This window comes from Curtobacterium sp. MCLR17_051, from assembly GCF_003234395.1.
Taxonomy (GTDB): Bacteria; Actinomycetota; Actinomycetes; order Actinomycetales; family Microbacteriaceae; genus Curtobacterium; species Curtobacterium flaccumfaciens.
Genome location: NZ_QKTA01000001.1, coordinates 107,486 through 131,952, shown reverse-complemented (window position 1 = coordinate 131,952; position 24,467 = coordinate 107,486). Strand labels below are relative to the sequence as shown.

Annotated in this window: 15 protein-coding genes and 1 tRNA gene; 12 read left to right on the top strand and 4 right to left on the bottom strand. The window is 72.3% G+C overall.

What is annotated here, in order from left to right; all coding sequences use genetic code 11:
* The first annotated feature begins 183 nt into the window (after nt 1–183).
* The 12 genes from DEJ06_RS18135 (at nt 184) to DEJ06_RS00540 (ending at nt 21,802) form a co-directional block, all read left to right on the top strand.
* The gene (locus tag DEJ06_RS18135) at nt 184–7,821 is read left to right on the top strand and encodes a choice-of-anchor G family protein (RefSeq protein ID WP_181436752.1); all 7,638 of its coding nucleotides are present in this window, start codon (nt 184–186) and stop codon (nt 7,819–7,821) included.
* A gap of 164 nt (nt 7,822–7,985) precedes the next feature.
* Complete coding sequence (locus DEJ06_RS00590) at nt 7,986–10,763, top strand: DNA polymerase III subunit gamma and tau (RefSeq protein WP_111038346.1); 2,778 nt, start codon at nt 7,986–7,988, stop codon at nt 10,761–10,763.
* Nucleotides 10,763–11,362, top strand: a complete 600-nt coding sequence (gene recR / locus DEJ06_RS00585; protein WP_111038072.1) for a recombination mediator RecR — start codon at nt 10,763–10,765, stop codon at nt 11,360–11,362. Before DEJ06_RS00590 ends, recR begins: the two co-directional genes overlap by 1 nt.
* Nucleotides 11,363–11,478: 116 nt before the next feature.
* Nucleotides 11,479–12,744 carry an aspartate kinase gene (locus tag DEJ06_RS00580; protein ID WP_017888681.1) on the top strand — a complete coding sequence of 422 codons (1,266 nt, stop codon included), beginning with the start codon at nt 11,479–11,481 and terminating at the stop codon, nt 12,742–12,744.
* A 43-nt stretch (nt 12,745–12,787) separates the two neighbouring features.
* Nucleotides 12,788–13,840, top strand: a complete 1,053-nt coding sequence (locus DEJ06_RS00575) for an aspartate-semialdehyde dehydrogenase (protein WP_071405015.1) — start codon at nt 12,788–12,790, stop codon at nt 13,838–13,840.
* Between the two features lie 98 nt (nt 13,841–13,938).
* Nucleotides 13,939–15,426, top strand: coding sequence for a malate:quinone oxidoreductase (locus DEJ06_RS00570; protein WP_111038071.1), 1,488 nt, complete (start codon nt 13,939–13,941; stop codon nt 15,424–15,426).
* 57 nt (nt 15,427–15,483) lie between these two features.
* Complete coding sequence (locus tag DEJ06_RS00565; RefSeq protein ID WP_111038070.1) at nt 15,484–16,638, top strand: Rv2578c family radical SAM protein; 1,155 nt, start codon at nt 15,484–15,486, stop codon at nt 16,636–16,638.
* A gap of 170 nt (nt 16,639–16,808) precedes the next feature.
* Complete coding sequence (locus tag DEJ06_RS00560; RefSeq protein ID WP_071405013.1) at nt 16,809–18,029, top strand: sensor histidine kinase; 1,221 nt, start codon at nt 16,809–16,811, stop codon at nt 18,027–18,029.
* A complete protein-coding gene (locus tag DEJ06_RS00555; RefSeq protein ID WP_111038069.1) occupies nt 18,026–19,315 on the top strand; it encodes a hypothetical protein in 1,290 nt (429 codons plus the stop codon). The genes DEJ06_RS00560 and DEJ06_RS00555 overlap by 4 nt, the downstream gene beginning before the upstream one ends.
* The gene (locus tag DEJ06_RS00550; RefSeq protein WP_035808846.1) at nt 19,302–20,003 is read left to right on the top strand and encodes a response regulator transcription factor; all 702 of its coding nucleotides are present in this window, start codon (nt 19,302–19,304) and stop codon (nt 20,001–20,003) included. The genes DEJ06_RS00555 and DEJ06_RS00550 overlap by 14 nt, the downstream gene beginning before the upstream one ends.
* The gene (locus DEJ06_RS00545) at nt 20,003–20,629 is read left to right on the top strand and encodes a thymidine kinase (RefSeq protein WP_111038068.1); all 627 of its coding nucleotides are present in this window, start codon (nt 20,003–20,005) and stop codon (nt 20,627–20,629) included. Before DEJ06_RS00550 ends, DEJ06_RS00545 begins: the two co-directional genes overlap by 1 nt.
* A 129-nt stretch (nt 20,630–20,758) precedes the next feature.
* Nucleotides 20,759–21,802, top strand: a complete 1,044-nt coding sequence (locus DEJ06_RS00540) for an LLM class flavin-dependent oxidoreductase (protein ID WP_111038067.1) — start codon at nt 20,759–20,761, stop codon at nt 21,800–21,802.
* A 75-nt stretch (nt 21,803–21,877) separates the two neighbouring features.
* On the opposite strand, the gene DEJ06_RS00535 is transcribed toward DEJ06_RS00540, so the two are convergent.
* The 4 genes from DEJ06_RS00535 to DEJ06_RS00515 form a co-directional block, all read right to left on the bottom strand.
* Nucleotides 21,878–22,495, bottom strand: a complete 618-nt coding sequence (locus DEJ06_RS00535) for a response regulator (protein ID WP_111038066.1) — start codon at nt 22,493–22,495, stop codon at nt 21,878–21,880.
* Complete coding sequence (locus DEJ06_RS00530) at nt 22,492–23,448, bottom strand: sensor histidine kinase (RefSeq protein ID WP_111038065.1); 957 nt, start codon at nt 23,446–23,448, stop codon at nt 22,492–22,494. The genes DEJ06_RS00535 and DEJ06_RS00530 overlap by 4 nt, the downstream gene beginning before the upstream one ends.
* Nucleotides 23,449–23,571: 123 nt before the next feature.
* Complete coding sequence (locus tag DEJ06_RS00525) at nt 23,572–24,009, bottom strand: hypothetical protein (RefSeq protein WP_146247013.1); 438 nt, start codon at nt 24,007–24,009, stop codon at nt 23,572–23,574.
* 374 nt (nt 24,010–24,383) lie between these two features.
* A tRNA-Pro gene (locus tag DEJ06_RS00515) sits at nt 24,384–24,457 on the bottom strand.
* Nucleotides 24,458–24,467: the final 10 nt, after the last annotated feature.

The following is a 24,467-nucleotide window of genomic DNA, read 5'->3' as shown; positions in this document are numbered from 1 at the left end:
CGCGTCCTTTTTCGTCGATGCTTGCGGACAGCTTCCTGATCATGTGTAAAGATCTGCCTCAGGAATCCCCAACCAGGGTTCCGACACTCCACCGCCTCACCAGCGGAGGAGCCTCCGCCGCCTCACCAGCGGTGGATTCCGAGGATCAGGTGGCGGGCGCGCCCGCCAGGAAAAGAGACACGCATGCGCAGGCACGCGTCGCTGCCCGGTACCCCCGTACCCTCCGCAGCGGACGAACGGACACGACGGATCACCCGCGCCGACGGCCGAGCTCGAGGACGAGCGACGGACGGTCGGCGGTTCCTCCTGCGCGGCGGCGTCGTCGCCACGGTGACGGCGCTCATCGCCGCCACCGTGGCGATCCAACCCGCTGCGGCCGCCCAGAACGACGTCGCCGAGGCCGAGGGGCTGCTGCTCAGCGGCTCCGGCATCGTCGACGCCGATGCGGTCGCCCAGCTCGGCGGCGCGTACTCCGCGCGGGGTGCGACCTCGGGCGGCGGCACCACGAACCAGCCGCTCAACCTGACGGCGCTCAACGCCATCGGGGTGGACCTCGGCAACGACATCAACTTGCTCGGGCCGAACGGCATCCTGACCCTCGGCGTCGACGGCCAGTACGCCACGACCTCGGCCACGGGCGCGACCGCGTCGTCGGGGCTCCTGACGAACGACGGCGGCATCGGGGTCGGCACGGGGTCGGGCACCGGCGCCGCGACGCTCGACCTCAACCCGCTGTTCTCGCGCGTCGGCGCCGACGCCACGGTGCTGTCGGACGCGCAGCTGGAGATCGGTGCCCTGGCTTCCCGGATCCAGGCGACGCGCGGCACCGCGGTCGAGACGACGACCGACTACCGCATCGCCGGTGCGGAGCTGGACCTGACGAGCCCCGCGGTCGCCGGACTCAGCACCGCGCTCCGGAACGACCTGCGCACCTTCTCGGGAACGGTGAACTCCGCGGTCGGCGCGGACGGCGCCCTCTCCGGCACCACGACCGCCCTGACCGCCGACATCCAGCGGCTGCTCCGTGGCACGAGCCTCGGCCTGGTGAACGTGAACGGCACGAACGTCACCGCGGCCGTGGACCTGAACCTCGACGACACCCTGACCCGGGTCCTGCAGGAACCCCTGACCGACGGCGCCGTGACGATCACACCGGCGACGGGCGCGATCACGGTCGACCTCGACCAGCTGACCACGCTGAACGGCCAGCCGGCGAACACGCCGGTGCTGACCGAGGCGGCGGTGAGCTCGATCAACCGGAGCATCACGACGATCCTCGGCACCCAGCTGCCGACCGCACTGCAGACGGCGGTCGTCAACACGATCAACTCGACCGCGGTCCGGGTGAACGTCACCGCGAACGTCAACTTCGCGGGCATCCCGCTCACCGCACTGGCCCTCCGCGCGGACACCACGCTCGGCGCCCTCGCCGGCACGTCTCCGGCCACCGCCACGGTGACGGCGACCGGTGGCCCCCTGGGGCTGAACGTGCTCGGCACCCTGCTCGCCCCGGCGGTCAACACCGTCGTCATCCCGGCGCTGCAGACCATCGTGCGTCCCCTGGTGACGGGCACGGCCCTGACGAACCTCGGCACGACGCTCACGGCGACGACCTCGGCCGTCTCCACCCTGCTGAGCCCCGTCGTGCTGCTGCTCCGTCAGGTCGTCGACCTCACCGTGAACGCGCAGGACACCACCGGCTTCCGCGACCCCCGCGGGTACGACACCGGATCGCGGAGCGTGCACGCCCTGCGGCTCTCCGTGCTCCCCGGGGCGAACGTCGCCACCGTGGACCTCGCCACCTCGACCGTGCGCGCCACGGCGTTCGCGGCTCCGACCATCACGGCGCCCACGGCCGGACAGCAGTTCACCGTGCCGTCGGCGACCTCGACCCGCAGCGTCGTCGTGAGCGGGGCTGGCGAGCCCGGTGACGCTGTGGCCGTCAGCCTCGGCGGGGACCTGACCGGCACCGCGACCGTCGCTGCCGACGGGACCTGGACGACGACCATCGCGGACGTCCCCACCGGTGCGTACACCGCGACCGCGACCCAGACGGTCGGCGGCACCGCAGCAGGCACCGCGACGCAGGAGTTCTCCGTCGTCGCCCAGCGTGCACTGACGATCACCACCCCCACGGCCGGTCAGACCTTCACCACCACGGGGGAGACCGCCCCGGTCACCCTGACGGGCACCGCGACGGCGAACGCGCGCATCGACGTCGACCTCGGCGGCGGCGTGACCGCGACGGGCACGGCGGACGACGCCGGCGCCTGGAGCATCACCGTTCCCGAGGTCCCGGTCGGCGAGCAGACGGCGAGCGTCACGCAGACCGTCGGCGACACGACCTCGGCACCCGTGACCCGGTCCTTCCGGGTCGTGGCCGCAGCCGGCCTGACCGTCGACACCCCCACGGCGGACCAGGACTTCCCGCTCGCCGGCGACACCCGGTCCGTCCCGTTCTCCGGCAGCGCACAGGCCGGTGCCCGCGTCGACGTCGACCTCGGTGACGGCCTGACCGCCACCACCCGCGCGAACGCCGACGGCACCTGGTCGACGAGCGTCACGGACGTCCCGGCCGGGGAGTACTCGGCCGAGGTCACCCAGACCGTCGGCGGCACCACGAGCGCCGCGGTCACCCGGGACTTCACCGTGACGGCGGCCCCCGCGCTCACCATCGACGAGCCGGCCGACGGCAGCACCATCACCGTCGCCGACGACAGCTCGACCACCCCGGTGACGGTGTCCGGCTCGGCCGCTCCGAACGCCCGGGTCACCGTCGGCATCGGTGGTTCCTTCACCGCCGCGGTCACCGCGGACGAGGACGGCGCCTGGACGACGACCTTCGCCGACGTCCCGGTCGGGGAGCGCACCGTCACGGCGCGTCAGAGCGTCGACGGCACCACGTCCGGCCCGGTGGAGACCACCTTCACCGTCGAGGCGGGCGACCCGCTCGCGATCACCGCGCCCGCGGACGGCGACGTGGTCACGGTCCTCGACGCCGACACCACCACCGACCTCGACCTGGCCGGCACGGCCGAGGCCGGCGCCGAGGTGCGGGTCTCGCTCGGCGACGGACTGACCGCCACCACGACGGCCGACGACGACGGCACCTGGACGCTGACCGTCACCGACGTCCCGGTCGGTCGGTACACGATCTCGGCGACGCAGACCGTCGGCGGGACCACCTCGCCGGCCGTCCGCCAGGTCGTCACGGTGCAGGCGGGCGCTCCGCTCGCCGTCACCGCTCCGGCGCAGGACGCCACCGTCACGGTCGCCACCGACGACTCCGTCGTCGACGTCACCGTGCGGGGCACCGCGCAGCCCGGCGCCCGCATCGAGGTCGTCCTGGACGACGGCGACGCGGTGTCCACCACCGCGAACCCGCAGGGGGCCTGGTCGGTGGTCCTGTCGGACGTCGGCACCGGCGACCACACCGCGACGGTCACGCAGACCGTCGACGGTGCGACCTCGGCACCGGTCGACCGTGACTTCGCGGTCGAGGCCGGCGACGAGCTCGTCATCGTGGCACCGGGTGACGCCCAGCAGGTCCCCGCCGGCACCGGTGGGCAGGCCAACGTGGTCGTCCGCGGCACCGCGGAGCCCGGAGCGACCGTCGCCGTCACGATCGACGAGGGCGACCCCGTCGAGGTCGTCACGGACACGGCCGGCAACTGGGAGCTCCCGACCACGCAGCTCGGCATCGGCGAGCACACCGTCGAGGCCGTGCAGACCGTGAACGGCACCGACGGCCCCGTGGTCACGCGTGACTTCACCGTGGTCCCCGGCAACGCCATCGTCATCGACACCCCGGCGAGCGGCGCACGCTTCGTCGTGGTCGACGCCGATGCCACCGCGACCGTCCGGATCACCGGCACGGCCGAGCCCGGCGCCGCGGTGACCGTCTCGGTCGGCCCCGGCACCCGGTTCACCACCACGGCTGACGACGACGGACGCTGGGCGGTCGCCGCCACCGGTCTCGCCCCGACCGGCGTGTACACGGCGTCCGCGAGCCAGGAGGTCGAGGACGTCGTGACGAGCGCCGTCCCGATCACCTTCGAGGTCGTCACGGCCAACGCGCTGACGATCACCGGTCCGGCCACGGACCCGATCACGGTCGCCGGTCCGGACGTCGAGCGCGACGTCACGGTCACCGGCACCGGCCAGCCCGGCGCCGCGGTCACGGCGACCCTCGCCGGCTCCGAGGACCAGGAGACGACGGTCGGTGCCGACGGCACGTGGTCGGTCACGTTCCCCGACCTCGGCGTCGACGAGCACCAGGTCGCGGTCACCCAGACCCTGGCCGGCGCCGTCTCCGACCCGCGCACCTCCGACCCGGTCGAGCGCACGGTGACGATCGAGGCCGCCGACGCCGTCACGATCACCGCACCGGGGACCGACGCGGTCCTCCTCGTGCCGGACGCCGACGCGACGCGCGACGTCGTGGTCACGGGTTCGGCGGAGCCGGGCGCGCCGGTGACGGTGCGACTCGGCGACGACGAGGCGACCACCACCGCGGACGCGGACGGCGACTGGACGGTCACGTTCGGCGGGGTCGGTGTCGGCACCCCGACGCTCACCGCCAGCCAGACGGTCGGCGGGACCACCGCCTCCAGTCCGGACCAGACCGTCACGGTGCGGGCCGGGACCGCGCTCGCCATCGTGACCCCGGAGGACGGCGACGTCCTGACGGTCGCCGACACGTCCGGCACCGCCGACGTCGAGGTGACCGGTCGGGCGCAGCCCGACGCCGAGGTGACGGTCCGGATCTCGACCGGCGAGACCGAGACGGTGACCGCGGACGAGGACGGCCGGTGGGAGACCACCTTCCAGGACGTCCCGGTCGGTGACCACCGCGTCACCGCGACGCAGGTCGTCGGCGGGCAGACCTCGACGCCGGTGACGGCGGCGGTGTCGGTCCGTGCCGGAGCCCCGCTCGTCGTGTCCACCCCGCGCGGTGCCACCACCGTCACGGTGGCGGACGACGCCACCACCACCGGGGTCGACTTCGCGGGCACCGGTGAGCCGGGCGCGACCGTCACGGTCGACCTCGGCGACGGCGGGACCGCCACGGCGACCGTGGACGAGGACGGCCGCTGGGCGACCACGGTCGAGGACGTGCCGACCGGTTCGTTCACGGCCTCGGTCACGCAGGCCCTGAACGGCACCACGAGCGCGGCGGTCGAACGACCGGTGTCCGTGGTCGCCGCCGCGGACCTCACCATCCGTGAGCCCGGCGACGACCCGATCACGGTGGCCGACGGCGACGCGACGACGACCGTGACGGTCGCCGGTGACGCCCAGCCCGGCGCCACGGTGACGGTCACCGTCGACGACCGCGACCCCGTCGAGGTCACCGCCGGTGACGACGGCTCGTGGAGCGTCGACGTGCCGGACCTCGGTGTCGGCGAGCACACCGTCGAGGTGACGCAGACCGTGGACGGCTCGACCTCGACCACGCCGGTCGAGACGACCTTCGAGATCGAGGCGGGCGCGCCCGTCGTCATCACCGAGCCGACGGCCGACCAGGAGTACACGGTCGCCGACGGGGACGGCACGACGACGGTCGACGTCGCCGGCACCGCCGAGCCGGGCGCGACCATCGTGGTCGACCTGGGCGACGGCCGCACCGAGTCGACCACCGCGGACGACGACGGCGCGTGGAGCGTCTCGGTCCCCGGTGTGCCGGCCGGCACGACGACCGTGAGCGTCACGCAGCGCATCGACGGCACCGAGTCCGCGCCGGTGACGGTGGACGTCCGCGTCCTCGTCGCCGACCCGATCACGATCGCCACCCCGGCGCACGGCACCACGATCCGGGTCGCCCAGCGTGACTCCGTCGCGACCCTCACCGCCGCGGGGGCTGCCGAGCCCGGTGCCGAGGTCCGTGTCACGATCGACGGCGGCGACGCCCGGACCGTGACCGCGACCGACGCCGGTACCTGGAGCGTCGACCTGCCGGACACCACCGTCGGCGAGCACACGATCCGGGCGACCCAGACGGTCGACGGCTCGACGTCCGCGGCGGTGCGCAGCACCTTCACCGTGGCACCCGGTGCCGCGCTGACGGTCACCGCACCGGCCGACGACACCACGTTCACCGTGCCGAGCACCGACCCCACCGCGACCGTCCCGGTCGGCGGCGAGGGCCAGCCCGGCGCGTCGGTCCGCGTCGTCCTCGACGACGCCGACCCGGTCGTGGTCCGTGTCGGCACCGACGGACGGTGGGAGACCACGCTGGCCGACGTGCCGGCGGGGGACCACACGCTCGTCGTCACCCAGGTCGTGAACGGCACGACGTCCGATGCGATCGAGCGCGACGTGACCGTCGTGGTCGCCGCCGCGGACGCGATCGTCGTGACCAGCCCGGCCGACGGCACCGACCACCGGGTGCTCGGCGGTTCGACCGACGTGCGCGTGACCGGAACCTCCGCACCGAACGCCGCCGTCTCGGTCCGCATCGACGACGGCACCGCGGTCACCACGACCGCGGACGACGACGGTACGTGGTCCGTGACGGTGCGGGACGTCGCCGAGGGATCCCACACGGTCGCCGCCAGCCAGACGGTCGACGGTGCCACCACCGACGCTCCGCAGGTCGGCTTCACCGTGACGGCCGCGACGCCGGTCGTCATCTCGAGCCCGACCGACGGCCAGGCGTTCCCGAGCACGGGGTCGACGACGTCGGTCCCGGTGAGCGGCACCGCCGAGCCCGGCGCGACCGTCACGGTCGACGTCGACGGCCGGACCGCCACGACGACCGCCGGCGACGACGGTTCGTGGACGGTCACGATCGGTGGCGTCCCCCTCGGGGACCACACGGTGTCGGTGACACAGACGGTCGGCGGTCGGACCTCCGACCCGGTGACCGCCGACCTCACGGTCGTGGCCGCGCAGGAGACGGGCATCGTCATCACGAGCCCCGACCCCGGGCAGCTGATCCAGGCGGACGGCTTCGGTGACACCGGCTCGTTCACGGTGACCGGTCAGGCCACCCCCGGCGCCGCGGTGACGGTGACCCTGTCCACCGGGCAGGTCCGCACCACCACCGCCGACGACGAGGGGGCGTGGAGCGTCGTGTTCGAGAGCGTCCCCGAGGGGGAGTGGACGATCAGCGCCACGCAGTCGGTGAACGGCACGACCTCGGCAGCGCCGCAGGTGCCGATCGTGGTCGACACCCTGGAGCCGCTCGCGGTCACCTCGCCGACACCGGGTTCGCAGTACATGGCCGACGAGGACGGTGACCACGACCTGATGGTCACGGGCACCGCCGAGCCCGGCGCCACCGTCACCGTGCAGCCGATGGGCCGTGATGCGGTCGCCACGACGGCCGACGAGGACGGCGAGTGGTGGGTCATGGTGGGGCTGCCGGTCGGCGGTCACATGCTGCGCGTCACCCAGTCGGTCGGCGGGTTCACCTCGCAGGCGCAGATGCTCCGCGTCATGGTGATGGACGACGCGGTGGACCCGGAGGAGCCGGGCACGCCCGGCACGCCCGGCACCCCGGGGACGCCTGGGACGCCCGGGGCCCCCGGAACGCCGGGTGCGCCCGGTCTGCCCGGGACGCCGGGGACCGGCGGCGGCTCCGGGACCGGGACCGGGAACGGCTCCGGGAACGGCTCCGGCATCGGCGGTGGCTCCGGGAACGGCTCCGGCGCCGGGATCGGTGGCTCCGGCAACGGCAACGGCACCGGTGCCCTCGCCTGGACCGGCGCGGACGTCGTCCCGATCGCCGGCACCGCGGCGGGCCTGGTGGCCCTCGGGTTCCTGCTGCTGGGGTTCTCCCGCCTCGCCGGCAAGCTCCGTCGCCGCACCCGCGGCTGAGTCCGCACCAGCGTCACACACCGCGCCTCCCGCCCGTCGACCAGACGGACGGGAGGCGCGGTGCCGTCCGGGCGCTCGGCCCACCGCCGACGGGTGGTCCGGCCCGGCAGGACGACCTGTGGACGGGCACGCGGGTTGTCGGTCGTGACGGCTACCCTTGTCGCGTGGTCACCGCCCTGTATCGCCGTTACCGGCCCGAGAACTTCGCCGAGCTGATCGGGCAGTCGCAGGTCACCGACCCGCTCCGCACGGCGCTCCGCACGAACCGCGTCAACCACGCCTACCTGTTCAGCGGGCCCCGTGGCTGCGGCAAGACGACGTCGGCCCGCATCCTGGCGCGCTGCCTGAACTGCGCCGAGGGCCCGACCGACACCCCGTGCGGCGTCTGCCCGAGCTGCGTGGAACTCGCCCGCGACGGCAGCGGTTCGCTCGACGTCATCGAGATCGACGCCGCGAGCCACAACGGTGTCGACGACGCGCGTGACCTGCGCGATCGTGCCGTGTTCGCGCCGGCTCGCGACCGCTACAAGATCTTCATCCTCGACGAAGCGCACATGGTGACGCCGCAGGGCTTCAACGCACTGCTCAAGCTGGTCGAGGAACCGCCGGAGCACGTCAAGTTCATCTTCGCGACGACCGAGCCCGAGAAGGTCATCGGCACCATCCGGTCTCGCACCCACCACTACCCGTTCCGGCTCGTCCCGCCCGCGGTGATGCTCGAGTACATCGAGCAGCTCTGCACGCAGGAGTCCGTGTCGGTGGCCCCCGGCGTCCTGCCCCTGGTGGTGCGTGCCGGCGGTGGATCCGTCCGTGACACCCTGTCGCTGCTCGACCAGCTGATGGCTGGCAGCGAAGACGGTGCGATCGCCTACGAGCGTGCCGTGGCCCTGCTCGGCTACACCGATGCCGCCCTGCTCGACGACGTCGTCGACGCCCTGGCCGTCGCCGACCCGGCGTCCGCGTTCGCCGCGATCGACCGCGTCGTGCAGACCGGACAGGACCCCCGCCGTTTCGTCGAGGACCTGCTCGAGCGCCTGCGCGACCTGATCGTCGTCGCGGCGACGAACGAGAGCGCCGCCGCCGTCCTGCGCGGGGTCTCCCCGGAAGAACTCGACACCATGAGCCGCCAGGCCGGGGTCTTCGGCGCGACCGGGCTCTCCCGCTCCGCCGACATCGCGAACCGGGCCCTCACCGAGATGACCGGCGCGACCTCGCCCCGGTTGCACCTCGAACTCATGACGGCCCGGATGCTCGTGCCCGAGGCCGACGACACCCAGCGCGGAGCCCTCGCCCGGGTGGAACGGCTGGAACGTCGCGTCGGGGTGGGCGACGTCGGTGGACACGACGCCGGTGGACACCAGGCCGGCGCCGGCGAGCAGTCCGCTCCCGCCGTCGCCGCTGCACCGCGTCGTGAGCAGCCGGCAGCCGCGGCTCCCGCAGCGCCTGCTCCCTCCCTCGCCCCGACGCCCGCTCCGGCAGCGGCTCGTGCGACGCCCGAGCGTCCCGTCGAGCAGCCCGCCGCGCCGCAGGCCGACTCCGGAGCCGTGGCCCGTGACGCCGCAGCGTCGTGGGCAGCGGTCGCTCCGAGCACTCCTGGAGCACCCGCGCAGACCTCGGCCGAGCCCGCGAAGTCCGAGCCCTCGAAGCCGGAGCCCTCGAAGCCGGAGCCCTCGAAGCCCGCGGCCGAGCCGGTCAGCCCGTCGTCCACCGGTCAGGGCACGACGATCGGTGACGAGCCCGCCGTCCGGACCGTCGGTGCCGTCGGCTTCCAGCAGATGCGCGACTCCTGGCCGCAGATCGTCGAGCACGTGCAGCACGCCAAGCGTTCGGCGTGGTCGGTGGTCGTCACGGCGCAGGTCACCGCGCTCCGCGACGACGTGCTGACGCTGACGTTCCCGAGCCAGCAGGACGTCGCCTCGTTCAAGGAGATGTCCGACCCGTCGGCCAGCGTCAGCGAACTGCTGCGCGCCGCCATCGTGGACGTCCTCGGGCTCCGGGTGAAGTTCGTCGCCCGCGGGCCCGGACAGCAGCAGCGTCCCCAGCAGCAGCAGCAGCAGCAGCAGTCGGCTCCGGCACAGCAGGCCGCATCGGCCCAGCGTCCGGCGCCCGCTGCCCAGGCGCCCGCCGCCGCGACCCCGGCGCCGGCGCCCGAGCCCGCAGCACCGGAGTCCCCGGCGCCGGCTTCCGCTGGTGAGCCCACGCCGACGGCTGCCCCTGCCGCCGAGCCGAAGGCCGCGTCGGCAGCACCCGAGCCGAAGGCAGCGCCCGCGCCGAAGTCCGCGCCGGAGCCGAAGGCAGTGCCGACCGCGTCCGCCCCGCAGCGCGACCAGGCACCGGCCGAACCGACCCCCGCTCCCTCGGGCGCGCCGGTGACGGACTGGGCGGTCGCGACGATCCCCGCCAGCGACCCCACCGCCGACGCCGTCCCGGAGTCCGTCGAGCCCAGCTGGGCAGCACCCTTCGGCACCGTGCCGGCGTCCGCGCCGGTCGCCCCCGCCGAGACGAGCACGCCCCAGCCGGCCGAGTCGGCACCGTCGGCCGCACCCGCGCGACCGGGCGCTGCCACGGCCGGGCAGCCCGACCAGCCGACCACCCCGGGTCCGCAGGCGGCGTCCGGAGCGGGAGCCGTGCCTCCCGGCGGTCCCGTCGTGCCGGGCGTCCCGGTCGACGACTACCCGCTCGACGACGAACCGTACGACGACGGCGCCCCGTTCCCCGACCCGGGGATCGGACGCGGTGCAGCGCCCGCAGCCGCGGCGCCGGCAGCCCCGACGCAGCAGGCCGCACCGCAGCGCGCGGCCCAGCCCGCCGCCGCTCCCGCACGCACCGCACCGCCCGCGCGCCGCGCCCCGGTCGCCGGCCGGTACGGCGAGGCCGTCGTGCGTGAGATCCTCAACGCCCAGTTCATCGAGGAGACCGCTCTCCACCAGGACGGTGCCTGATGTACGACGGGATCGTCCAGGACCTCATCGACGAGTTCGGTCGCCTGCCCGGCATCGGCCCGAAGTCGGCGCAGCGCATCGCCTTCCACATCCTGCAGACCGAGTCGTTCGACCCGAGCCGGCTGTCCCAGCTGCTCGCCGACGTCAAGGAGCGGGTCCGCTTCTGCGAGATCTGCGGCAACGTCACCGAGAACGTCCAGTGCAGCATCTGCCGCGACCCGCGCCGCTCGCCGGCGACGATCTGCGTGGTGGAAGAGGCGAAGGACGTCGCGGCGATCGAGCGCACACGCGAGTTCCGCGGGCTGTACCACGTGCTCGGCGGGGCGATCAGCCCGATCGACGGCATCGGACCGGACGACCTGCGCATCCAGCAGCTCATGACGCGCCTGGCCGACGGCACCGTGGCCGAGGTCATCATCGCGACCGACCCCAACCTCGAGGGCGAGGCGACGGCGACGTACCTCAGTCGGCTGCTCGTCCCGATGGGCATCCGCACCACGCGGCTCGCGTCGGGCCTGCCGGTCGGCGGCGACCTGGAGTACGCCGACGAGGTCACGCTCGGTCGTGCCTTCGAAGGGCGCCGCGTCGTCGGCGGCTGACCGCCACGCAGGATCCTTGCGTCGGGGCCCGCTCGCACGCAACATCCCCGAAACACCGACTACCATTGTGAGACCGCGTGACCTCGCGGTGTCGCCGTCTCCGGGAGTACCAGCCAGTGGCCTTGATCGTGCAGAAGTTCGGTGGTTCATCCGTCGCGGACGCCGAGAGCATCAAGCGCGTGGCGAAGCGGATCGTCGAGACGAAGAAGGCCGGCAACGACGTGGTCGTGGCGGTGTCGGCGATGGGCGACACCACCGACGAACTCGTCGACCTGGCGCACTCCGTCACGCCGATCCCCGCCGGCCGTGAGCTCGACATGCTCCTGACCGCGGGGGAGCGCATCTCGATGGCGCTGCTCGCGATGGCGATCAAGAGCCTCGGGGTCGAAGCGTCCTCCTACACCGGCAGCCAGGCCGGCATGCTCACCGACGCCCAGCACGGCAAGGCCCGCATCGTCGACGTCACCCCGAAGCGCGTGCGCGAGGCGCTCGACTCCGGTCACGTCGCGATCGTCGCCGGGTTCCAGGGCTTCAACCGCACCACGGGCGAGATCACCACGCTCGGCCGTGGCGGCTCGGACACCACGGCCGTCGCCCTCGCCGCAGCACTCGACGCCGACGTCTGCGAGATCTACACCGACGTCGACGGCATCTTCACCGCCGACCCCCGCGTCGTGCCGAAGGCCCGCAAGGTCGACCGCGTCACCAGCGAAGAGATGCTCGAGCTCGCAGCCTCGGGTGCCAAGGTCCTGTACATCCGCGCCGTCGAGTACGCCCGGCGGCACGGCGTCACCCTGCACGTCCGGTCCTCGTTCAACAACAACGAGGGCACCATCGTCTACAACCCTGCCGAGGGGGAAACCGTGGAAGAACCGATCATCACCGGGATCGCCGGAGACCTCTCCGAGGGCAAGATCACCGTCGTGGGGGTCCCGGACCAGCCGGGCAAGGCCGCCGAGATCTTCACCAACGTGGCACGCGCCGGGGCGAACATCGACATGATCGTCCAGAACGTGTCGGCAGCGTCGACCGGGCGGACGGACATCTCGTTCACCCTGCCGAAGGACCAGGGCCAGACCGTGCTGACGGCGCTCGAGGTCGCGAAGGCCGACATCGGCTACGAGAGCATCCAGTACGACGACCAGATCGGCAAGCTCGCCCTGGTCGGCGCCGGCATGCGCACGAACGCCGGCGTCTCGGCGCAGCTGTTCCGCGCCCTGCACGACGCGTCGATCAACATCGAGATGATCTCGACGTCCGAGATCCGCATCTCGGTCGTGACCCGTGCCGACACCCTGAACGAGGCGATGCGCGTCGTGCACAGCGCATTCGGCCTCGACGCCGACGCCGAGGCCGTCGTCTACGCCGGCACCGGCCGCTGACGCCCGCCGACCCGTCGATCCGCTGAACCACCAGGAGCACCGCATGAGCACCCTCACCGTCGCCGTCGTCGGCGCCACCGGCCAGGTCGGCGCCGTGATGCGTCGCCTGCTCGAAGAGCGCGCGTTCCCGGCCGACCGGGTCCGCTTCTTCGCGAGCGCCCGTTCCGCCGGCACGACGCTGCCGTTCCGGGGCGAGCAGATCGTGGTCGAGGACTCCGAGCTCGCCGACCCGTCCGGCATCGACATCGCGCTGTTCTCCGCCGGGGCCACCGCCTCGCGGGCCCTCGCGCCGAAGTTCGCCGCCGCCGGGGCACTCGTCGTCGACAACTCGAGCGCCTGGCGCATGGACCCCGACGTCCCGCTCGTCGTGAGCGAGGTGAACCCGCACGCCATCGACCAGGCGCCGAAGGGGATCATCGCGAACCCGAACTGCACGACCATGGCGATCATGCCGGTGCTCAAGGTGCTCGACACCGAGTCCGGGCTCCGCCGCCTGGTCGCGACGACCTACCAGGCGGTCTCGGGTTCCGGGCTCGCCGGGGTCGAGGAACTCCTGGGCCAGGCGAAGGCCGCGCTCGAGCAGGACACCGCTGCGCTGACGCACGACGGATCCGCCGTGACGTTCCCCGAGCCCGTCAAGTACGTCCGTCCGATCGCCTTCGACGTCGTGCCGCTCGCCGGCAGCATCGTCGAGGACGGCCTGGGCGAGACCGACGAGGAGAAGAAGCTCCGCAACGAGAGCCGGAAGATCCTCGAGCTGCCCGACCTGCTCGTCGCCGGCACCTGCGTGCGCGTCCCCGTGTTCACCGGGCACTCCATCTCGGTGCACGCCGAGTTCGAGCGTCCGCTGTCGCCCGAGCGTGCGACCGAGATCCTGTCGAGCGCACCCGGAGTCGAGCTCTCCGACGTCCCGACCCCGCTGCAGGCCGCCGGCCAGGACCCGGCGTTCGTCGGCCGCATCCGCGCCGACCAGTCCGCGCCCGAGGGCCGCGGCCTCGTCCTGTTCGTCAGCAACGACAACCTGCGGAAGGGCGCCGCGCTCAACGCGGTGCAGATCGCCGAGACGATCGTCGCGCGCCGCTCCGTCGACGCGTAGCGCGCCCCGGGCGCGACCAGCAGACGGACCGGAGGCCCGTGGCGACACCGCCACGGGCCTCCTGTCCGTCTGTCGGGTGCCGCCGGTAGGATCGACGGGTGGCAGAGCAGCAGGTGGACCCCATCGACGTCGTCCTGATCGGCGGAGGCATCATGAGTGCCACGCTCGGGGCCATCATCCACAAGCTCGAGCCCAGCTGGAAGATCCGCGTGTACGAGCGGCTCGGCACGGTGGCGCAGGAGTCCTCGAACCCGTGGAACAACGCGGGCACCGGGCACTCGGCACTGTGCGAGCTGAACTACACGCCGGAACTGCCGGACGGCCGCGTCGACATCGCGAAGGCCGTCACGGTCAACGAGCAGTTCCAGGTCTCGCGGCAGTTCTGGGCCCACCTGGTCGAGACCGGCGTGCTGCCCGAACCCACGAACTTCATCAACCCCACGCCGCACATCTCCTTCGTGTGGGGCGAGGCCAACGTTGCCTACATGCGTGCCCGCTACGAGGCCATGCGGAACCACCCGCTCTTCGCGGGCATCGAGTTCTCGGACGACCCGGCGCAGATCCGGAAGTGGGCGCCGGCGCTCATCCCCGGCCGCAAGAAGGACCAGCCGATCGCAGCGACCTACTCGGCAGCCGGCTCGGACGTCGACTTCGGGTCGCTCACCCGCCAGCTCTTCGACCAGCTCGAGATCGACGGTGTCGAGTTCGAACCCTCGCACCAGGTCACCAACCTGACCCGCTCGAAGGTGTCCGAGGGCTGGGTGCTCAACGTGCGCAACGAGATCGGCCGGTCGACGCAGCGCATCGCCGCGAAGTTCGTCTTCGTCGGCGCCGGCGGCGGAGCCCTGCACCTGCTGCAGAAGTCCGGCATCCCGGAGATCCGCGGCTACGGCGGCTTCCCGGTGTCGGGCGAGTTCCTGCGCACCGACGACCCCGAGGTGGTGCAGAAGCACTCCGCCAAGGTCTACGGCAAGGCCAGTGTCGGTGCCCCGCCGATGTCGGTGCCGCACCTCGACACCCGCATCGTCGACGGTGGGTCGTCGCTGATGTTCGGGCCGTACGCGGGATTCAGCCCGAAGTTCCTGAAGCAGGGCTCGGTCCTCGACCTGTTCCGCTCGATCCGACCGCACAACCTCCGCCCGATGCTGAGCGTCGCGTTCTCGAACTTCGACCTGGTCCGCTACCTGGTCGGCCAGCTCCTCGCGTCGAAGCACACCAAGTTCGAGGCGCTCCGCGACTTCATGCCGAGCGCCGAGCCCGAGAACTGGCACCGCATCACCGCGGGGCAGCGCGTCCAGGTGATCAAGCCCGACAAGGACAAGGGCGGTGTGCTGCAGTTCGGCACCGAGGTCATCACCGCCGCCGACGGCTCGATCGCCGGCCTGCTCGGGGCGTCGCCGGGTGCCTCGACCGCCGTGCCGATCATGCTCACGATGCTGCGCCGGTGCTTCCCGGACCGGTGGGACGGCTGGCAGGACGACGTCCGTGCGATGGTGCCGACCTACGGGCAGGACCTCGGGGACGACCCGGCTCTGGCCGACGCCACGCTCGAGCGCACGGCGAAGGTGCTCGGCCTCCACCACTGAGACCTGTGGTGGTCCCTTCGGCTTGCGGTCTGTTCGAACGTGTGTTCGAATGACGGCATGCGGTGGAGTGGACAGGCGATCGACGCCGAGCAGAGCGATGCGCTGCCCGGGATGGAATCGAACAGCGGGTTCGTCCGGAGCGTGACGACGCCCGAGTTCGCCGGGGTGACCTTCCACGAGGTCCTGGCGAAGAGCGCCCTGAACCGGGTGCCGAGCGCGGACGGCTCGGGCACGTACGGCTGGACGATCAACCCGTACCGCGGGTGCAGCCACGCCTGCGTGTACTGCTTCGCCCGCCCGACCCACACCTACTTGGAGTTCGACGGCGGCGCCGACTTCGACCAGCAGATCGTGGTGAAGACGAACGTCGCCGACGTGCTGCGTCGTGAACTCGGCAAGCCCTCGTGGGACCGCCACCCGGTGGCGCTCGGCACGAACACCGACCCGTACCAGCGGGCCGAGGGGCGGTACCGGCTGATGCCCGGTGTGATCGAGGCGCTGGCGGAGTCGCGCACCCCCTTCAGCATCCTGACGAAGGGCACGCTGCTGCGCCGAGACCTACCGCTGCTGGCCGAGGCGGCGAAGGTGGTGCCGGTCGACCTCGCGATGTCGATCGCCGTGTACGACGACTCGCTGCAGCAGTCGGTCGAGTCCGGCACCCCGACGACGTCGGCCCGGCTGGCGACCGTGCGGGCCATCCGCGACGCGGGGCTCGACTGCGCCGTGTTCTTGATGCCGGTGCTGCCGTACATCACCGACACCCGGGCGCACCTCGACGACGCCATCGGTCGGGCGACCGCGTCCGGCGCGACGAGCATCACGTACTCGGCGCTGCACCTGCGGCCGGGCGTCAAGCCGTGGTGGTTCGAGTGGCTCGGCCGCGAGCGACCCGACCTGGTGCAGCGGTACCGCGCGATGTACCTCGACAACACCTACGCGCCGAAGGACTACCGACGGTGGCTGTCGGAGCGCATCCGCCCGATCCTGGCGGCGCACGGGGTCGGACTGGGGCGCGTGGACCCAGCGACGGGGTCGATGGGCTTCTCGGAACCGCGGACGCTGCAGCCGGGCGTGCCGCAGGGGCTGGGCACGGGCGGGCCGCAGGCGCTGCCGCAGGAGCAGTCGGTGCCGACGGTGTCACCGCTGAAGCGCGCCGACCCCGGGTTCGACCAGCGGCTGCTCCGGCCGGCTGCGGCGCAGACGCTGTTCTGAGGAGCGTCCGTCCGGGTCGTGTCCGGTCCACGTTCGGGGGACAGCAAGACCCCGGTCCGGGCCGCTATCATCGTGCGGGTCGCCGCACGGCCCCGGATTCGGGGTACACGGCCGCTGCTCCGGTGGTTGGATCGTGGACGGCGCCCTTGCCACCCGGAAGGATCCACCTCGTGCTCGGCATCCCCACGCACCTCGCACCGCGAGTGAACGCGTGGTCGACCGTGCGCGCATTCCACGCCGGCGCCATCGGCTCGCTGTTGGCCGCGGCCATCACGCTCGTGCTCTACGGCCTGTCCGAGCCCGGGGTGCAGGTCGTCGGCACGGCGCTGGCGGTCGTCCCGATGCTCGCCATGATCGGCGTGCACGTGCAGTTCGGCAACCGCGTCTCGGCGATCGCCTTCCTGGCCGTCGGCGGTGTCTGTGCCTGGTGGTTCGCCGTCGGGGTCCAGCAGCAGGTGCCGACCGGGTGGGTGACCTCGTACCTGATGTCCCTCGTCGTGATCCCGCTCATCCTGGTCGGGGGAGCAGGCGCCGTGCCGAGCCGCGTCGTGCTGTGGTCCTTCGTCGGCTTCCTGACCGGACGACTCGCCACCTGGATCGCCATCGTGCAGGCCGACCAGTCGCCCCGTCCGCTCATCCTGGCCTGGGTGACCCTGGGCTTCGTGGTCGCGCTCGTGCTCTTCACGACCCGCAGCACCGGGCGGAGCGAACGGGTGCAGCCCGAGCTCCTGCGCTCGGCGCGCGAAGAACACGTGTCCGCCTACCGCGCCGGGGTCGAGGCCGAGGCGTCCGCGATCCTGCACGACACCGTGCTCAACCACCTCGGCGCGATCGCCCTCGCGCCGGACGGCCCGATGGACCCGCACCTCGCCGAGACGGTCGACGCCGACGTCGCGGTGCTCACCGGCAAGGGGTGGCTCGCGCCGGCCGCCCGCCCGCGTCCCGGGGCCGCGGCCGAGGCGTTCGGCACCATGGTCGACGAGCACCGGACGCTCGGACTCGACGTGACCGTCTCGGGTGACACCTCCGCGCTCGAGCGCCTGGACCAGCGTGCGCTGTCGGCGGTCGTCCGGGCCGTCGGCCAGTGCCTGGCCAACGTGCGGAAGCACGCGGGGACCGACGCCGCAGAGGTCAGCGTGTTCGACGACAGCGCGTCCTGCACCGTCATGGTCGTCGACGACGGTCGTGGGTTCGACGAGGACGCCACCGGAGCCGACCGGATGGGCCTCCGCGGTTCGGTGCGAGAGCGGATCGGCCGGGTCGGCGGTGACGTCCAGATCTGGTCGTCGCCCGGTTCCGGCACGAGCGTGATGATGACCGTGCCGTACGGACCCGTCACCGGCGCGGTCACCGTGCCGGCGGTCAGCGACGGCCGGGGGACCGAGCGATGAACGCGATCCGGCAGCGGCTCGGGTCCGGTCCGGGGCCCCGTCGCACCGCGCAGCAGTACGACCCGCTCGGCGCGATGGGGTCGCGACCCCTGGCCGTCGTGCTCGGCGCCGGCAGCGTCGTCTGGGCCCTGCTCGTGTCGATCTTCGACCGCGACGTCGTGGGCAGCCCCACCCTCAGTGCCCTCACCGTGCTGCTCGTCGCGGCCTCGGCGGTGGTGGTGCTCGCTGCCTCGAGCCCGTTCCGTGCGCCGTTCCCGCGGTCGGCGTTCGTCGCGCACGTCGGGTTGCTCGGCTTGGCGTCGGTCACGAGCGTCGCGGCGCAGTGGGGGCCGGACCGCAGCGCCCTGAACGACTTCATGTCCCTGATCACCGCGACCGGCATCGTCATGGTCGCGCCGTACCGCCCGTGGACCGACCTGACGATCGGCGGGGTCGTACTGGCCGCGGTGAACGCCGTGACCTGGGGCGCGGGCGCCGCGGAGTTCCCGCACGAGGTGCCGGTCGCCGTCGCGGCGTTCCTGGCCGCGGCACCGACGCTCGTGCTGACCGCCGCGTCCGCGGTGTTCGCCCGGACCTTCGCGGGGCTCGCCGAACGGGTGCAGATCCGCGCCGGGTCGTACTCCGTCGCACGCGCCGAGCGGGACGGCATCGCGGCGAGCGTGCAGCAGGACCGCTCGACGATCCTGTCCCGCGACGTCGCCCCGTTCTTCGCCGAGCTCCGCACGCGCGACGTCATCACCGACGCCGACCGTGCCCGGGCCCGTGCGATCGCCGACGGCATCCGGGCGTCCATGGTCGCCGACGCCGACCGCACCTGGTTCGAGCACGCCGTCCGGGTCGACGGCGGTCAGGCGCCGGTGGTCGACGACCCCGACGGCCTGATCGCGACGCTCGACACCGACCAGCGGGCGGTCGTCCGCACCTTCGTCCGTGCGGCCCTCCGTGCCTCGACCGTCGACCCGGCCGGCTTCCGCGCGACGGTGCGACGAGCGGACACTCTGGCGGACCCGGCACCCCAGGCCCGCCCGGCGGACCACGCGGCCCCCGCGGCTCGCGCAGCCCCCGCGGCCCTCGCGGCCCGGGCAGCCCTGGCGGCCCGACCCGCGCAGGCACCCGCACCCGGCCGTGTGTCCGTCGACGTGGAGCTCGCCGTCGCGGACTCCGACATCGGCATCCACCGCACCTTCGACCCCTACTTCGCCGTCCTCCGCGTGACGTTCCCCGACCTCGACGTCGCGGTCCGCCCTTCCGCCCTCGCACTAAGGTTCTCCTATGACCAGCACTGACCCGAACAGGCTCTCGGAGGGGTCGCCGTCCCTCCCGAACCCGGGAGCGCGACGTGTGCGGCTGGCCATCCTCGACGACCACGAGGTGCTGCTGGACAGCCTGTCGAGCTGGATCGCGGTGAACGCGTTCGACTTCGACCTGGCCCTGACCGCGCACACCTGGCTCGAGATGGTCCACAGTGACAGCTTCCCGACCGACCTGGTGTTCCTGGACTTCCAGCTCAAGGAACCGGTCTCCATCGAGGCCCGCGTCCGCACCTGCCGTGCCGCCGGGGCGAAGGTCATCGTGCTCTCGAGCGTCGACAGCCGTGAGTCCCGCGACCGCGCCCTGGCCGCCGGCGCTGCGGCGTTCCTGTCGAAGTCGCTCCCGATGCGCGAGGTCATGGACGTCGCCCGCGAGATCATGGGCGTCGCCCGCGAGACCCCCCAGCCCCGCGAGTGGCGTCCGCTGCCGACGGGTGCGGCCGCGCACCAGCGCCCGAAGCTCAGCGCCGGTGAGGAAGAGGCGCTGCGGCTCTACGTGTCCGGCTACTCGACGAACGAGGTCGCCGCGCAGATGAACGTGCAGTACGAGACCGCCAAGACCTACCTGCGTCGCGTGCGCGAGAAGTACAGCAAGGTGGGCCGCCCCGCCTCGAAGAAGTCCGACCTCATCCGTCGGGCCGCCGAGGACGGGTTCCTCGCGTAGTGGCGAAGCTCTACTTCCGCTACGGCGCGATGAACAGCGGCAAGAGCACGGGCTTGCTGCAGGCGGCCTACAACTACGAGGAGCGCGGGCACCGGGTGCTGCTCGCCAAGCCCGCGGTGGACACCAAGGGCGACCGTGAGATCGTCTCCCGCCTCGGCGTCACCCGGACCGTCGACATCGTGTTCTCGCCGGACGCCGACGTGCGCCAGGCCGTCTCCGCCGCCGGTGCCGTCGACCCCGAGTCGGAGCGCCTGGACGGCATGGTGCGGCCCGTCAGCTGCGTGCTCGTCGACGAGGCGCAGTTCCTCACCCCGCGACAGGTCGACGACCTGCTGCGCATCGCGGTGCTCGACGAGATCCCGGTCATCACCTACGGCATCCGCACGGACTTCCGCACCGAGGCGTTCCCCGGCAGCGCCCGCCTGCTCGAGGTCGCGCACTCCCTCGAAGAGCTGAAGACCATCTGCCGCTGCGGCCGCAAGGCGGTCTTCAACGCCCGCACGGTCGACGGCCGGTTCGTCTTCGACGGATCCCAGGTCGCGATCGACGGCGTCGACGTCGCCTACGAGTCGCTCTGCGCCAACTGCTACCTGACGGAGTCCGGCGGCCGCCTCGACGGCGCCTGACCGCTCGCGCCGGCGTGCGTCCGGTACGCACCCAGCAGACGGACTGGAGGCCCGTGGCGGCGCCGCCACGGGCCTCCAGTCCGTCGCGTGCACAGGAATGCCCGTGCGCCGGCGTGTGTTGGTGACCACATGACCGACGACACCCTGCACCTGTCCGTCCTCGACCTGGCCACCCGCGAGTACGGCCAGTCCAACACCGAGGCCCTGCAGGGGTCCATCGACATGGCCGTGCGCGCCGAGCAGCTCGGGTACGAGCGGTTCTGGGTCGCCGAGCACCACGGGATGCCGGGCATCACCTCTTCGGCCCCGGCGGTGCTGCTGAGCGCCGTCGGCGCGGCCACCTCGACCATCCGCATCGGGTCCGGTGGCGTCATGCTGCCGAACCACGCGCCCCTCGTCGTCGCCGAGCAGTTCGGCACCCTCCGTGCGCTGTACGGCGACCGGGTCGACCTCGGGCTGGGGCGCGCTCCCGGCACCGACGGTGCGACGGCGATGGCCCTCCGCCGCACCGACCGACTCGACGTCGACGACTTCCCGGACCGCCTGGCCGACCTGATCGGGTTCTTCACCGGCATGGGTGCGGAGAACCCGCTGGCGGGCATCCGCGCCGTGCCGGGCTACGGCGACGTGCCGGAGTTCTGGCTGCTCGGGTCCTCGGGCTACAGCGCCCAGGTCGCCGGTGCGCTCGGCATCTCGTTCGCCTTCGCCCACCACTTCGCGTCGGACAACACCGAGGCGGCACTCGCCCTGTACCGCGATTCGTTCCGTCCGTCGCGCTTCCGGCAGACGCCGAACGCGCTGATCGGTGTGCAGGTCGTCACCGACGAGGACCCCGCCGTCATCGACGAGCAGAGCGCCCCGGGCATGATCTCCTTCATCCGGATGCGCTCCGGCCGGAAGCCCGAACCGGTCTCGATGGACGAGGCGCGTGCGTACGAGTTCAACGACCTCGAGCGTCGCTTCATCGCGGCCCGCACCGAGCGTCAGGCCTACGGCAACGCCGAGCAGGTCGCGGAGAAGATCAACGCACTCGTGGCCTCGACCGGGGCGAACGGCGTGATCGTGTCGCCCGGTGCCGCGCAGGCACGGTACCGGCACCAGGCGCTCGACGTCGTGGCCGGGCTGCACGCCGCCGGCAAGCTCGTGCCCGCGGGTGTGTCGGTCTCCGTCTAGGTCGCTTCGTGAGCAGGAATGGTCGGGTGTCCGCTGGGCACCCGACCATTCCTGCTCACGAAGTTCTGTGGCGCTTCAGGTGAGCAGGCCCAGGCGCGTGGCTGCAGCGACCGCCCCGACGCGGGAACCGACGTCCAGCTTGCGGAAGACGTTGTAGACGTGCCGCTTGACGGTGCCGATCGCGAGCTGCAGATCGGCGGCGATCTCGGCGTTGGTGCGCGCGGCGGCGAGGAGTCGCAGGACCTCGAGCTCGCGGTCGCTCAACGGTGAGCCGGCTCGGGCCTCGGTCACCAGGTCGACGGGGAACGTGACGGGTGCCGCGTCGGCATGTGCGGCCCGCGCGATCCGGTCGACGAGTTCGCGGCTCGGGGTGTCCTTCGTGACGAAGTCGACCGCGCCGGCGTCGAGCAGGGTGCGGCGGAGGACGGCATCCCGGTGCATCGTGAGCACCACCACCCGGATGTCCGGGCGGGTGCGGCGAACCGTGGCGATCGTCGTCCGTGCCGGCGGGCCGTCCAGCTCGACGTCGAGCAGCAGGACGTCGATCGCGGCGGCCTCGGGGGAGTCGAGCACCTCGGCCGGTCGCTCGCCGTGCGCCACGACGCGGATCGTGGGGACCGCGGCCAGGATCGTGGCGAGTCCTTCGCGGAAGAGCCGGTGGTCGTCGACGATGGCGACGTGGGTGACGGTCACAGGGTGCCCCTCGGGATGGTCAGTCGGACGGTGGTGCCGTGGTCTCGGCTGCCGCGGACGCTCTCGACGTCGAGCCGGGCGCCGATCACCGCGGCACGCTCGCGCATGGTCTGCTGGCCGAGGCGGCCGTCGACGTCGCTCTCCACGTCGAAGCCCGGGCCGTCATCGGCGACCGTCACCACCAGCGCAGTGGGGGACCACGCGAAGCGCACCGAGGTCGTCGAGCCCGGAGCGTGCTTGCTGCGGTTCGTGAGCGCCTCGAGCAGGATCGTCAGCGCTTCCTCGGCCTGCCAGTTCGGCAGGGGACCGGCCACACCCGTCGACTCGATGGACAGGAGGTCGTCGTCGGGGAACAGATCGCGCACGTGCCGTCGGAGCGCGTCGTCGAGCAGGGCATCCCCGACCCGGGCGTGCAGGCTCACTGCGAGGTCCTGGACGTCGCCGAGTGCGCTCCGGAGCAACCGCGCTGCGTCGTCGAGCTGATCGGCTCGTTCGTCCGCCGGTGGATCCGTCAGCAGGACGAGGTCGAGGCGCTGCAGCCCGGCGAGGATGCCGTGGGCGACGCGGTCGTGCAGATCACGCGCGATCTGCGTCCGGGAGTCCAGGTGCGCCGTGGTGAGGCGTTGGCGTAGTGCCTCCGTGTACGCGACCGCCCCGGCCGGGAACCGGCTCCAGATGCCGGCGTGCAGGGCCCTGGTGGCGCGCAGGACCTCGGCGGTGGACGCCGCGCCGACCTCGTCGACGAAGACCGGCAGGTAGGCGTCGAACAGCATCTCCGCCGCGAGCATGGCGCCAGCCGGGTGCTGGGCGTGCTCGGCGTGCAGACTGCCGGTCGCCAGGTGCTCGGGGTCGAGGAACGCGTGGCTCACGACGCTGCCGTCGGTTCCCGCGGCGTAGCGCTCGTGGGCCTCGCTGATCATCGAGGCGACGTTGCTCTCGAGACTCTTCGCCATGATGGGATCGGCGCCGAGATCTGGGAAACGAGCTTGGATCTGCTGGGCTATCGCAGCGAGGTGAGCGCTCGGATACTGCATGACACGCTCAGGTTACCGCAGCGTCTCATTCGCTCTCGCCGGTCAGGGCACCAGCAACACCCTCGCGATCGCGAGGAGGACCGGCACAGCGGAAATCACGACGAGGCCACTGCAACGCGCCCAACACGGCATCTGCGGGCCGAGAGCTGTCGTGTACACGAGCACCGTTGCAGCCGCGATGGCGGGGCTGGACGCGGACACGACCGAGCCCGCCGGGTGCGTGTCCGTAGCCGTTCCGAGCACCGCGAAGAGCGTCAGGAAACCGAACAGCGCGGCAACCGGGATGACCGCGCAGAGCGACCCGATCGTGGCCCACCGTCGCTGCTCGATGGCCGACGGGCTGGTCATCACAAGGCCGTAGATCAGCGACAGGACGGAACAGAGGACCACGGGCAGGAACAGGTGCGGTAGCAATCCTGTCCGGCCCGACGAGTGCGCGATGAACTGCGCAGCGTTGTGCGCATGCAACGCACTCAGCACGAGTGCGGTGAGGAACGCCAGGACGGAGGCCCATGATCTTGTCGTCACGACAACGCCTCGAAGAGGCTGTACAACGCGATCGTCAACCCGGGCAGGACCGAGAGCACGACCACCGCGGTCGTGTTCCTCGCGTGGCGAGTCCGGCCTCGTCCGGCCAATCGGACCAACTTCGACGTGCAGGCTTCCAGCAAGTCGCGAGCTCGGTACCGGTCGGCGATTGGCATCGCTGTCGAGGCTATCTGCGTCACCGCGGCTGGCGAAGCGGCTGCTGCCTCGTGTGTCGGGAGGTGTAGTCCCGAGTGCCCGACCAGGGGAAAGCAGAAGGCCCTGGTTCCGCAGAACCAGGGCCTTCTTCGTACTGTCTCAACACAGTGTCGGGGTGACAGGATTTGAACCTGCGACCTCCTCGTCCCGAACGAGGCGCGCTACCAAGCTGCGCCACACCCCGCGGTGTGATC

Bases quoted from the DNA above. Each gene is read 5' to 3' on its own strand.
- DEJ06_RS00555 (WP_111038069.1), top strand. From the start codon at position 18,026: ATGAACGCGATCCGGCAGCGGCTCGGGTCCGGTCCGGGGCCCCGTCGC.
- DEJ06_RS18135 (WP_181436752.1), top strand. From the start codon at position 184: ATGCGCAGGCACGCGTCGCTGCCCGGTACCCCCGTACCCTCCGCAGCG.
- DEJ06_RS00550 (WP_035808846.1), top strand. From the start codon at position 19,302: ATGACCAGCACTGACCCGAACAGGCTCTCGGAGGGGTCGCCGTCCCTC.
- DEJ06_RS00565 (WP_111038070.1), top strand. From the start codon at position 15,484: ATGCGGTGGAGTGGACAGGCGATCGACGCCGAGCAGAGCGATGCGCTG.
- DEJ06_RS00530 (WP_111038065.1), bottom strand. From the start codon at position 23,448: ATGGCGAAGAGTCTCGAGAGCAACGTCGCCTCGATGATCAGCGAGGCC.
- DEJ06_RS00540 (WP_111038067.1), top strand. From the start codon at position 20,759: ATGACCGACGACACCCTGCACCTGTCCGTCCTCGACCTGGCCACCCGC.
- DEJ06_RS00575 (WP_071405015.1), top strand. From the start codon at position 12,788: ATGAGCACCCTCACCGTCGCCGTCGTCGGCGCCACCGGCCAGGTCGGC.
- recR (WP_111038072.1), top strand. From the start codon at position 10,763: ATGTACGACGGGATCGTCCAGGACCTCATCGACGAGTTCGGTCGCCTG.